The sequence below is a fragment of the Paenibacillus pseudetheri genome, assembly GCF_924513355.1.
GTDB classification, from domain to species: domain Bacteria; phylum Bacillota; class Bacilli; order Paenibacillales; family Paenibacillaceae; genus Paenibacillus_AQ; species Paenibacillus_AQ pseudetheri.
In genome coordinates this window covers 87507-98569 of record NZ_CAKMAB010000021.1, presented here as the reverse complement: position 1 = coordinate 98569, position 11063 = coordinate 87507, and the positions used below count along the sequence as shown (strand labels likewise).

General features: G+C 36.9%; 15 protein-coding genes and 1 pseudogene. 15 read left to right on the top strand and 1 reads right to left on the bottom strand.

Annotated features, from left to right (window positions below):
* Positions 1-133: 133 nt before the first annotated feature.
* Positions 134-628, bottom strand: coding sequence for a hypothetical protein (locus tag L1028_RS18740; RefSeq protein WP_234537149.1), 495 nt, complete (start codon positions 626-628; stop codon positions 134-136).
* Between the two features lie 177 nt (positions 629-805).
* Here L1028_RS18740 and L1028_RS18735 point away from each other — a divergent pair, with 177 nt between their 5' ends.
* The 15 genes and pseudogenes from L1028_RS18735 to L1028_RS18665 all read left to right on the top strand — a co-directional run bounded on the left by L1028_RS18735 (position 806) and on the right by L1028_RS18665 (position 11062).
* Positions 806-1762 carry a phosphotransferase enzyme family protein gene (locus tag L1028_RS18735; RefSeq protein WP_234537145.1) on the top strand — a complete coding sequence of 319 codons (957 nt, stop codon included), beginning with the start codon at positions 806-808 and terminating at the stop codon, positions 1760-1762.
* Entirely contained in the window at positions 1759-2520 is a 762-nt protein-coding gene (locus L1028_RS18730) for a class I SAM-dependent methyltransferase (RefSeq protein ID WP_234537127.1), read from the top strand. Before L1028_RS18735 ends, L1028_RS18730 begins: the two co-directional genes overlap by 4 nt.
* An 11-nt stretch (positions 2521-2531) precedes the next feature.
* Positions 2532-3167, top strand: a complete 636-nt coding sequence (locus L1028_RS18725; RefSeq protein ID WP_234537124.1) for a pyridoxamine 5'-phosphate oxidase family protein — start codon at positions 2532-2534, stop codon at positions 3165-3167.
* 20 nt (positions 3168-3187) lie between these two features.
* On the top strand, positions 3188-4045 hold the full coding sequence (locus L1028_RS18720; RefSeq protein WP_234537121.1) for a S66 family peptidase: 858 nt from the start codon (positions 3188-3190) through the stop codon (positions 4043-4045).
* Between the two features lie 27 nt (positions 4046-4072).
* On the top strand, positions 4073-4405 hold the full coding sequence (locus L1028_RS18715) for a DUF3024 domain-containing protein (RefSeq protein WP_234537118.1): 333 nt from the start codon (positions 4073-4075) through the stop codon (positions 4403-4405).
* A 25-nt stretch (positions 4406-4430) separates the two neighbouring features.
* A complete protein-coding gene (locus tag L1028_RS18710) occupies positions 4431-4958 on the top strand; it encodes a ClbS/DfsB family four-helix bundle protein (protein WP_234537117.1) in 528 nt (175 codons plus the stop codon).
* A gap of 141 nt (positions 4959-5099) precedes the next feature.
* Positions 5100-5630 carry a TlpA family protein disulfide reductase gene (locus L1028_RS18705; RefSeq protein ID WP_234537114.1) on the top strand — a complete coding sequence of 177 codons (531 nt, stop codon included), beginning with the start codon at positions 5100-5102 and terminating at the stop codon, positions 5628-5630.
* A 22-nt stretch (positions 5631-5652) separates the two neighbouring features.
* Complete coding sequence (locus L1028_RS18700; RefSeq protein ID WP_234537111.1) at positions 5653-6369, top strand: hypothetical protein; 717 nt, start codon at positions 5653-5655, stop codon at positions 6367-6369.
* Between the two features lie 11 nt (positions 6370-6380).
* A complete protein-coding gene (locus L1028_RS18695) occupies positions 6381-6818 on the top strand; it encodes a hypothetical protein (RefSeq protein ID WP_234537108.1) in 438 nt (145 codons plus the stop codon).
* A gap of 382 nt (positions 6819-7200) precedes the next feature.
* The gene (locus L1028_RS18690; protein ID WP_234537103.1) at positions 7201-7521 is read left to right on the top strand and encodes a hypothetical protein; all 321 of its coding nucleotides are present in this window, start codon (positions 7201-7203) and stop codon (positions 7519-7521) included.
* A gap of 135 nt (positions 7522-7656) precedes the next feature.
* The gene (locus L1028_RS18685; protein WP_234537100.1) at positions 7657-8700 is read left to right on the top strand and encodes a serine hydrolase domain-containing protein; all 1044 of its coding nucleotides are present in this window, start codon (positions 7657-7659) and stop codon (positions 8698-8700) included.
* A 19-nt stretch (positions 8701-8719) separates the two neighbouring features.
* Positions 8720-9451: a DUF5071 domain-containing protein gene (locus tag L1028_RS18680; RefSeq protein ID WP_234537097.1), complete on the top strand. Its 732-nt coding sequence runs from the start codon at positions 8720-8722 to the stop codon at positions 9449-9451.
* Between the two features lie 43 nt (positions 9452-9494).
* Positions 9495-10388 (top strand): annotated as a pseudogene (locus L1028_RS18675) (PhzF family phenazine biosynthesis protein).
* A complete protein-coding gene (locus tag L1028_RS18670) occupies positions 10379-10813 on the top strand; it encodes an NUDIX hydrolase (protein WP_234537078.1) in 435 nt (144 codons plus the stop codon). The pseudogene L1028_RS18675 and the gene L1028_RS18670 overlap by 10 nt, the downstream one beginning before the upstream one ends.
* A 33-nt stretch (positions 10814-10846) precedes the next feature.
* Positions 10847-11062, top strand: a complete 216-nt coding sequence (locus L1028_RS18665) for a sulfurtransferase TusA family protein (protein WP_234537075.1) — start codon at positions 10847-10849, stop codon at positions 11060-11062.
* Position 11063: the final 1 nt, after the last annotated feature.

The following is an 11063-nucleotide window of genomic DNA, read 5'->3' as shown; positions in this document are numbered from 1 at the left end:
GGGCTGAAAAGTCTGCTTTCACGTTATCTGGAACTTTGTTAACCTTTTGGAACCGCCGTATGCGGACCCGCATGTACGGTGGTGTGAGAGGACGGGGGCTTGCCGCCCCCTCCTACTTGATAAAAAAAGATGTTTAGTCATAAATCAATTTCATAAAAGCCTCCGAGTCAAAACGATCTCCTTGCACTAACCATTGACCATCCACATCAAACATAGTCAGTATTCCCTCCAAAGGGACACGTTTACTTTCTTTGTCGTCCTTATCCAACAAAACAAGATCACAAGTATACTTTAACTCAACAATATCTTTCTTTTGTTCGGAAAGGGTGAACTTTAGGTTATCTGGTTTTAAAGAAAGCTTTTGTTTATTAGCGATTTTATAAGGGATAGTTGTGATTCGGCTCCCTATAGCTTTTTCGGTATAGTATTCAGTAAAGTACGGTTTCATTTCTTCATTTCGCGCTAGAATGGATTCCTCAGAAAATAAATCATCAGAAACCTTGATGGTATATTCAACATTTTTGTACTTCTCAGCGGATTCAGTGGCATCATCCACTTCTGAATTACAGCCCATAATTAACGTTAGGGATAATAAAATCATACTCAAGATCAACGGTGATTTACGCATTCGAACACCCCCATGTGTTTGATTCTGAATTATTATACTTATATTACCATACAATGGTTTCGCAGATTAAAGAAGAAAATGATTCAAATCCCTAAATATGGTATGGTGTAAGTATTACTATCAAAAACCTAAAGGGATGGGATACACCTGAATTTTTTTCCTGTTACATATTCACTGTTGGCAACAGACGCATTATTATTACATATTAAAGAACATTATGAGATTCCAGAACCAGTACAGCTGCAGTATTTTCTTAGAGGTATGAACGATACATACATCTTAGAAACGGCATTGGAAAAATACATCTTTCGTGTTTATCGTGCGGATAGACGGAGTAGATCGGATATTGATTTTGAATTAGAATTGTTGAACGATTTGCACGAAAAAGGTGTAAACGTCTCCATTCCTATTCCTCGAAAAGATGGGATCATGATTAATGAATTTTGGGTGCCTGAGGGTGTGAAGTATGGCGTTATGTTTAGTTTTGCTGTAGGAAATGAAAAGCCTATTCATGCGGTAGAAGACAGCTACTTATTTGGTCAGTCAGTTGCACAAATCCACAAAACTACGGACAACTTTAAGTGTGAACATATGAGAGGCAAGCTTGATTTTGAACATTTAATTGAGAAACCACTTCATACGATCAAACTACATATGAACCATCGAGAAGAGGATTATCAATTCCTGTATGACCTTATCATACAGTTAAAAGCGCAGATTGAAGAACATCTGGAAGAGGGGCTCGACTGGGGCATCTGCCATGGCGATTTGCATGGGAATACGAATGTGGCTTTTACGGACGAAGGGGAATTAACTCATTATGATTTCGATATTTGTGGTTACGGATGGAGAGCCTATGATATTGCAGAGTTTAGATTGGCAAGAGAGATTCATAGCGGGCATAATAAAGATGAAGTTGAACAGTTATGGGCAGCATTTTTAAATGGATATAAGAGTTTAAGAGATCTTAGTGACAATGATATTAGTGCTGTTCCTATGTTCGTTGCGCTTAGACAGCTTTGGTTATTTGCTTTATGTTTCAGTGAAGGTGAGCTTATTGGTGCAGCTGACTTTGACAATGGATTTATCGACAGTAAAATGGATTATTTCAGAAATTTAGAGGTGATCAAATGAATGATGAATTGGGCAGTAAAGAAGCCATAAAAAGATGGGATAAATACGCAGAACTAATCTCAACTTCGTACGGCGAAAACGGGGATATCCATCGAGAAATTTTTTTGAATCCAGCTTTATTCAGTCTCATGGGTTCTGTTAAAAATAAGAAGGTGCTAGATGCAGGCTGCGGTGAAGGGTATTTAAGCAGAATGATAGCTAAGGGAGGAGCTTCAGTAACTGGCGTTGATTACTCGCAGAACATGATAACGATAGCCAAGAGTAAATCACCAGAGGAATTAAAGATAAACTTCCATCATGGCAATTGTGAAGATCTCAGCTTTCTCCAGAATGAGAGTTATGATCTCATCGTTTCCAATATGGTGATTCATGATTTATACGATTATGAGATGGCGATTCATGAAATGAATCGGTTGTTAGTCGAAGGTGGGACGTTTATATTCTCAATTCCACATCCTTGCTTTGTAACCCCTGGTAGCGGATGGGTGAAGTCGGATACCGGAGAAAAGCTTTATTGGAAAGTGGATAATTATTTCTACGAGGGCACTTATAATCAGAACTTCCCTATAGATCAAGAGGAAAAGTTTCTGATTTTTCATAGGACGTTATCCAGTTATGTAAATACGATTGTACGGGCTGGTTTTCAAATCGAGGAAATGATTGAGCCGAAGCCCTCTGCTGAAATGATTGAGAAGTATCCGTCGTTTGAAGAGGATTTTCGCTGCAGCGATTTTTTGGTTTTTAAACTGCGAAAGTAGGAGGGAGAAAGATGAATCATAACATTTTCAAAGAAGTTATAAACTCTGAAGAAGAGTTAAGGTCAATGTATGGGTATCCCAGTGAATTGGTAAACAACAAGAGTATAACCTTCATCGATCATCATTGCCGAGATTATATATCCAAATCACCGTTACTCTTTATAGCAACAAGTGATCCAGCTGGCAATTGTGATGTATCTCCGCGTGGGGATGCTGCAGGTTTTGTATATGTGTTAGATGACAAACATTTAGTAATTCCTGAGCGACCTGGTAATCGACGGTTTGATTCTTTGCGCAACATTCTTTTAAATTCAAAAGTGGGTTTGATATTTATTATTCCCGGACTTGAAGAAACCTTAAGAATAAATGGGCATGCAAGGATTATCAAAGATCAAGAAATAATGGTTCATATGGAGGCTCAAGGTAAACTACCGAAATTGGGCATTGCCGTTGAAGTGGAAGAGTGTTATATGCATTGTGCTAAAGCTTTTAAAAGATCACATCTATGGGATGATACCTATTGGCCGTTGAAAACAGAGCTGCCTAAACCTTCGGTTATCATAGCAGAACATGCAAAAAAGCTGGGGCTATCTCAAGAGGATGTATCCAAATCTTTAAAGGATAGCTATGAGAATCGGCTATATTAGAAATGAAAGGATTAACTAAGATGAGCAATGCTTTAAAACTCACGCCAGGGGATAAAGTAGGATTTATCGCTTGTTCTGATGGTGTGAGAGTGGAGAACCTGCCTAAAGTAGAAGAATTAATTAAAATTATGAACTCGTGTGGTCTTGAGATAGTGAAGTCTAACACCTTGTTTAGAAGAGATAGTTATTTCAGTGGGAATCATAAGGAAAGAGCAACGGAGTTGAATCGTCTATTTAAGAATGATGAAATTCGTGCGATTTTTGATATTTCAGGTGGGGATTCCGCGAACCAGATCTTGGAGTATATCAACTACGATCATATTCGATTGCATCCGAAGCCTTTTTTCGGAATGAGTGACTTATCCGTTATTTTGAACGCTTTACATACGCAAAGTAATTCAAAATCCTATCATTATCAGTTGATGAATCTCGTTTCTTCTGATGGGGCGGAGCAGCAATCTGCTTTTTATCGAACATTTTTCGAGGTACACAACGATCTTTACGATTTCGGCTTTCATTGGGTCCGTGGGAACCAGATGAGCGGGATTATAATTGGCGGCAATATTCGATGTTTTATGAAGTTAGCAGGAACAAGTTATTTTCCAGACCCTTCGAACAAGATTTTATTCTTAGAAAGTTTAAGTGGCAGAGCTAACAAAATCGTCTCCTTATTTGCCCAGCTACAGCAAGTTAAGTATTTTGATAAACTCGCTGGAGTGATTCTTGGGTCGTTTACTGAACTGGAGAGCTATAATGAATTTTCAATCGTAGAAGAGTATGTGAAGGAGATCAGCCGGATTCCTATCGTGAAAACAAACGAGATCGGGCATGGTAGTAACAGTAAGTGTCTTGTTGTGGGTGAGAAAATTACATTATAAGATCAAATTAATTAAAGAGGTGTGCATATGCTGGATTCATTTACTAAAAAGAGAATTGAGAAGATATTGTCGACTTACATTGAAGCGAAGGTACCAAAGCACATTAGTAATCAAATTAAACTTAATTTTAAGTTCAGAGGAAATAGCGTTACATTAAATGAAGAAAGACCGGCGTTTATGAGTGATAAATGGGTAGAATTACCCATCGCGCAATTTCGATTTGAAGAACATAAGTGGAAAATATATTGGAGAGACAGCAAGAAAAAATGGCATTTTGTAGATGATTTTGCCCCCCAAGATGATTTTGAAAAACAGTTGGAAATCGTTGATAAAGATAGTAGAGGGATGTTCTGGGGGTAACAAAGATTCATAAAGGAGAGTTATTATGTCTACACACGACTACCTATCCAAAGAAGGATTGAAAACTGCTATACATACTGCCTATTTGTCTCTTGATCATGAATTTGAGGGCATTGAGAATGCTCAAAAAGACATTCGTATGGAAGGCGTCGATCGTACTCCAGTAGAGATCCTTGCCTATCAATTGGGATGGTTGAACCTTGTGATGAAATGGGATAGGGATGAAAAAGCAGGGTTAACTGTCATTACACCTTCACCGGATTATAAATGGAATCAACTTGGCGGATTATATCAATCGTTTTATCATACCTATGCTACCCACTCATTAGACGAATTAAGATCTTTATTGAAAGAGACAGAACAACAATGGCAGAACTGGATTGATTCTTTAAGCGATGAAGAGCTGTTTATGCAAGGCGTTCGGAAATGGACAGGGAATAATCCAAAATGGCCTATGGTCAAATGGATTCATATCAATTCCGTTGCACCGTTCAAGACTTTTCGTTCGAAGATTCGTAAATGGAAAAAGCTCAATTGTATTAGCTCAATATAATAACTACAGACCAAGCCATTGCCTAAGAGAAGAAATCTCTGAAGCAGAGGCTTTTTTCATATACATAGAAGGAATTTAGATTGGCTTTATGTGGAGGAGATGGGATTAGTGGAAGAGAATGTATACTAGTCGCGAAAAAAGATGAAAAGGGTGGATCTTTTGAGAAAAAACATCACAATAATCAGTTCATTTATATTATGTATTGCATTAAGCACTATCATTTATATCGTGGTAAACAATAATACTAAACCCACAGTTAGTCCAGAGAACATTGAATTAAAGGTGCTAATAAATTCGGATGTAACACAAATCAAATTTTCGGAAAAACCAACGGTATTAGTATTTTTCACCTCTTGGTGTCCGTATTGTAATGAAGATGCTCCAAAGATTGTTTCTTTGTATGAAAAATATAAGGATAAAGTGAACATCTACGGCATCAATCCAATTTATCGTGATGATGTTTCAGAAGTTGAACAGTATGTTAAGAAATACAACATTGATTATCCTGTACTTCTAGACGAAACAGGAGCTTTCTATAAACATTATGGGGAACCAGGTTTTCCTACATTGTACTTTATAGATTCTGAAGGGGAAGTGCTTGATCAAATTATAGGCTCAACTGATCTTGAGGTTATTGAGAGTTCGTTTAATATTCTTATAGAGTATTTTTGATAATCTAAAAGGAGCTACTGGTATGATCAAAAAAAGGAAAAATACATTTATCATCGGCGCATTCCTATCCATCTTTTTAATGTTACTAATAGCTAGTTATCTGTTAAATCCTCAACCTGTTCATGCGATGATGGTAGACTTTTCTAGTATGGAGGAACATGATGAACGTGTCTATGTAGAACCTGATATCCCTGAGATTATTGAGTATTTGATTATAAATGATCTCGAACAATCGAAAGAAAGAATTTCAGAGATTTTTGACGGATTACATTCTACTCCAACCATGCTATTTATTCAATCTCCTCAAGCCCTAAAGAAGTATGCTCAAAAGAATCGAACGGGACAGACTTATTATACATATTGGGGGCATTACATCGTTATTGGTCCTGATGGATTTAATGAGGATGTAATAGCTCATGAACTGCTGCATAGTGAATTAAGAACGAGATTAAAGAATAAGGACAAGGTACCTGTATGGTTTGATGAAGGGTTAGCAACCGTAGTTGATCATAGATATATAAGAAATGAAAATTTAAGTTTAGATCATGTTAATGACTTAAGTAGTAGAGATGCTTTTTATGAACCCTCACAAGTAAAAGAAAATTATGAGATCGCCCATTCAGAAGTAGCTAGATGGTTTGAAATTGTAGGAAAATCAGGCTTAGCGGAACTAATTGAGGGATTAAATAAAGGCGGAGTGTTTAATGAACTGTATAAAGCAATCGAATCCCGTAGATAGAGGAGGTTGTAATGAAGAAGTTCATTATTGTAATTCTAGCCATTGTTGCTTTAATGCCAATGCGCTCTATGAACGCGGACTGGGCGTATTCTTTTGTTGTTTACTCAGGTGATATTTATGAAATATCAGACAACGAACTCATCCTTTCGGATGAAATTGATACAAAGATAGGACAGGTAACAAGATATTCAGACCACGAGGGAACATATAGCGGCAACTTTTCAAACACTTACCCTAAGGGCACTATATATTATTCGATTAAGAATACCAATCCCAAAGAAATCATTGCCATTAAGACTGATGAAGCTATATTTGTCAAAGCCATAAATAAAGGTCATTATGCCAATGGTCAATTGGAAAGTAAAACGATCTGGATTTCTATACTAGGGTCTTTAGTTATTGTGTTATTAATAATATGGATAATGAAACGAAAGAAATCAATGGTGTAGAAGAAGGGATTGTTGAGATGGGACTAAAAGAAGATTACGATACTATTTTATACGGGAATCATCGGAACCATATATTTTGCATTCCAGTTTGGAAAGTATATAGCCATATCCAATGCTGTTATGAAGACGATAATGTTTGATCAGGGGTATAACCAAGTTGTAACCAATAAGTGTTTATGTAAATCGTAAAGGATAACTGATGTCTTCAACTAAATAGTGGATGTGAATTTATGGATAGACAAATCATCAGGTGTAGAGATATTGGTGCCTATGCACATGCTTTAACACGCGGAAAAGAATATGTAGTCGAAAATACAGATGAAAATAAATTCAGGATTGTTGGAGATCACGGAAGAAAAGTTTGGATTTCAAAAGACTATTTTTGTCAAAAAATGAAAATATCTTACTCCTGCAGAAATGGAACTTTGATCAAGATATTGAAAGTGAACTATTTGTAGAAGTGACGCTAACTTTTAATGATGGATCTGAACGATGGTGTACTCTTACAACGCCGGAAAATTTAGTCCAATATTTTAGTAATAACTGCATGGAGCCCCCAGGATTATATATGAAGCATTTGATCATCATGAAGGCCATGAATAAAGAAGACGTTGAAGCAACCTTCAGATATTTAGATAGCCAAAATGAACTTGTAGGATTGACCATCCCTCTAAATGAAATCTTATTCAAAAATGACGTTTGACTTATTGTAAATCATTCACTCCGATCTCAAATCCATGTTTATTGCTGTAATATCCTTTAAACTGTTCATTGGAAAAGACAACTTTAACTGATTTTTAATATGCTAGTAAACAGAGATCGGATGAAAGGATAACTCATGACAACCAAAAGAATGCAAACCATTGAAAAGATCTTTAATAAAACCACAAGTTCTAAACAAATTCATGAAGGCGTCCTATTTGTTGAGAATACTATTGGTAACTTCTCTTACAGTAAGGGATATGGGGGGAAAGATATGGACTCCCCTATGCTTATGGCCAGTATTACAAAGCTATTTACCACCACTTGTATTTTAGCTTTATTAGAGAAGGGCGAACTTTCCTTGGATGATAGGCTTACTAATTATTTTGATAATGAGCTTTTAAGTGGTATTCATGTATATGGAAGTAGGGAATATTCTTTTGATCTGACCCTGTCTGATTTGTTGTTTCAGATCAGCGGGTTACCGGATGTGTTTGAAGAAGGAACAAATAGTGCTAAGAGTCGTGCCATTGAGGAGGATTATTATACAACCTTCAGTGAGCAGGTGGCGCTGGTAAAGAAGCTGAGACCACATTTTGCACCTCGAACTAAGGGAAAAGCATACTATGCCGATATTAACTTTGATATGCTCGGTGAAATTATTGAGAAAGTAACAAATACAACATTAGCAGAAGCATATAAGAAATACATATTTGAACCACTAACACTCGAGAGTACATATCTCCCTGAACATGAAAATGATTTTATACCGAATATCTATTATAAGGATAAATCTATTTATCGACCCAAAGTAATTAGAAGTAGCCGTGCGAGTGGAGGCTGTATCACCACTGCTCGTGAATTAATGATATTTATGAAGGCTTTCTTTGGAGGCAAGCTGTTTAATAAGGAATTGTTTGAACAATTAACGGCATCTAATAAACTTCAAGCAACAATGGGACCTATCTTCTATGGCAGTGGTTACATGAGAATTCCTTTGGATGGGTTGATTACACTTTTTATGGGCAAGGGTGAATTAATGGGGCATTCTGGATCAACAGGGTCATTTGCTTTTTATTACCCGATTAAAGATTTATTTATGGTGGGCGATTTGAACCAGATGGGGAATGCTGCGCTACCTATAAGGCTATCTATGAGACTTGCAATGACGACTAAATGATCATAAGAAGGTGGATGTAATGGAAAACATATTGAGTTTAATCGAAAAATTATCATGGAGTGTATCCGAAGAGGAAAAGGAAGATGTAATTCATAAGCTGCAAAATATTAAGGAAGAGGATCTTCATTTATTATTGCAGCCCATTTCAAAAGGTTACTGGGATGGAGCAGCTGAAACAGTAGTACGTTTGGGATATCCACGTGTGAAAAGTATATTGCCGGGTTTACTTGAATGGATACAAGATACAAATTGGCCAGGTGCGGGGCAAATAGCTGATTTTTTACTTGAAATAGGAGATCCGATGATTCCATATGTTAAAGATGTACTAAATCATCAAAGCGATGATCAAGAATGGGTGTACTGGATTTTTGAAGTATTAATTAATCATTGGAATACGGTACAAGTCCTACAGATACAAGCAGAATTAATTAAGATTTCACAGGAAAAAGCCAATGACCTTTCGGCATTAAGAATCATATTAACTCACGGTATATACGCAAAAGATGTGGTCTGTGAAATAATCCAGCGCAAAAAAGATGTCCTTGTATTTGAACTCAAGGAACTTCATGATACTCATCCTGAAATGGATTGTGAAGCTCTTCATAAAGAATTCTTCAATCAGCAGCCTAATGTAATTAAACAGTTTCATGAGCACAATAAAGACCGTTTTTATATATGTAATGCGATATCTAACCGCCAAGAAGTTTTAAGAGAAATAGAAATTTTTACAGCTGAGTTTCTCACTTCATGAAGTTATCAAGCTTTACTGAAATAAATTTAAAGGAGACTTACCGGTGAACAACATCAAAGTGCTTCATTATGATGCTTTTTCTCCTTATCCGAACAAAGGAAATCCAGCTGGTGTAGTATTAGATGCGGCTCATTTGAGCGAAAGTGACATGCAATCGATAGCTCATAAGGTCGGTTTTAACGAAACAGTTTTTGTAGTCTCATCAGATGTAGCTGATATAAGGCTTAAGTATTTTACGCCAGGCCATGAGATTAATCTTTGTGGACATGCTACTATGGCATCTTTATTTGCTTTGAAAACAAAGGGTCTTCTAGGAGAGGCTAGCTCGGTAAAGATCGAAACAAACGTGGGTGTGCTACCCATTCAATTTAGTATGGACAAAAATAATCACATACTAATAAAAATGAAGCAAGATCAACCGAAGTTTATTGAATTCAACGGCGATAGAGCGAAGCTTGCGCACTCCATAGGCTTATCCCTTGACGAGTTGGAAGATGATCTGCCTATAGTTTATGGTTGTACAGGTGCATGGACTCTATTAGTCCCAATTAAGAGTATAGATAGCTTTAGTAGAATGAAACCGATAAATTCGTTGTTTCCAGAGATTTTAACGTTGCTTCCAAAAGCATCTGTACACCCATTTTCACTCCACACTCTTGATCCGCACGCTTTAATGCACGCTAGACATTTCTAATCGCCTTTTTCGGGAACCGTTGAAGATCCAGTAACAGGTACAGCATCGGGAGTAATGGGGGCTTATTATTTAAAATATATTGATCCGCATAGGGACTCGATACATTTTGATGTGGAACAGGGATTGGAAATGGGTAGGGACGGCAAGGTGAACGTAGAAGTATATCGAAATGAATCCGGTGAAATGGATGTCTTTATTTCTGGAACTGCGGTGTTTGTGGGGGAGGTAGATTTATGGAGATGATAAAATATACTCAGCTTGGCGTGTATGGAGTCTTAGTAAAGAACGATAAAGTATTACTAATTAAGAAAGCAAGAGGGCCTCATAAGGGAAAGTGGGACTTTCCAGGTGGATCTATAGAGTTTGGAGAGGAGCCTTATGAGACCCTTAAGAGGGAGTTTTGGGAAGAGACCGGAATTACAAGTTTAAAAGGGATGCTTCATGATTCCATTTCCTATACGTTAATTTATCCATACAGTGATACCCAGTTAGAAGAGTTACACCATATAGGGATCATATATAATGTTTCATTGTTAGATATGAACTTTGAGCTTAAGATCGAAGGGGACGGACAAGACTCTGAGGGGTCACAGTGGATAGAAATTAAACAATTAAACAGCCTCGAATTAACACCTTTTGTGAAGAAGATAATGCTGGGTCATTATTAGAACTCTAATGATTTATAGAATGGAGACAGCTTGATGATTGAAATTGATTGTTTGGGAGAAATCTGCCCAGTACCAGTAATGCTGTTAAAAAAACATAAAAAAGCCATTCAAAATGGTGAAAAGGTGATGCTAGTTACTGATCATAGCTGCGCAAAAGTTTCTATCACGGATTACTGTCGTGGTTCAAATTTAAAATGTTCCATTCAAGAAGTGATTAATGGAGTATGGGAAATTACGATTGAGGTTTAGG

What these genes read in the sequence shown, in the direction of transcription:
- L1028_RS18715 (WP_234537118.1), top strand. Translation starts at nt 4,073, where the DNA reads ATGCTGGATTCATTTACTAAAAAGAGAATTGAGAAGATATTGTCGACT.
- L1028_RS18700 (WP_234537111.1), top strand. Translation starts at nt 5,653, where the DNA reads ATGATCAAAAAAAGGAAAAATACATTTATCATCGGCGCATTCCTATCC.
- L1028_RS18725 (WP_234537124.1), top strand. Translation starts at nt 2,532, where the DNA reads ATGAATCATAACATTTTCAAAGAAGTTATAAACTCTGAAGAAGAGTTA.
- L1028_RS18710 (WP_234537117.1), top strand. Translation starts at nt 4,431, where the DNA reads ATGTCTACACACGACTACCTATCCAAAGAAGGATTGAAAACTGCTATA.
- L1028_RS18695 (WP_234537108.1), top strand. Translation starts at nt 6,381, where the DNA reads ATGAAGAAGTTCATTATTGTAATTCTAGCCATTGTTGCTTTAATGCCA.
- L1028_RS18720 (WP_234537121.1), top strand. Translation starts at nt 3,188, where the DNA reads ATGAGCAATGCTTTAAAACTCACGCCAGGGGATAAAGTAGGATTTATC.
- L1028_RS18730 (WP_234537127.1), top strand. Translation starts at nt 1,759, where the DNA reads ATGAATGATGAATTGGGCAGTAAAGAAGCCATAAAAAGATGGGATAAA.
- L1028_RS18665 (WP_234537075.1), top strand. Translation starts at nt 10,847, where the DNA reads ATGATTGAAATTGATTGTTTGGGAGAAATCTGCCCAGTACCAGTAATG.
- L1028_RS18670 (WP_234537078.1), top strand. Translation starts at nt 10,379, where the DNA reads ATGGAGATGATAAAATATACTCAGCTTGGCGTGTATGGAGTCTTAGTA.
- L1028_RS18680 (WP_234537097.1), top strand. Translation starts at nt 8,720, where the DNA reads ATGGAAAACATATTGAGTTTAATCGAAAAATTATCATGGAGTGTATCC.
- L1028_RS18740 (WP_234537149.1), bottom strand. Translation starts at nt 628, where the DNA reads ATGCGTAAATCACCGTTGATCTTGAGTATGATTTTATTATCCCTAACG.
- L1028_RS18685 (WP_234537100.1), top strand. Translation starts at nt 7,657, where the DNA reads ATGACAACCAAAAGAATGCAAACCATTGAAAAGATCTTTAATAAAACC.
- L1028_RS18705 (WP_234537114.1), top strand. Translation starts at nt 5,100, where the DNA reads ATGAAAAGGGTGGATCTTTTGAGAAAAAACATCACAATAATCAGTTCA.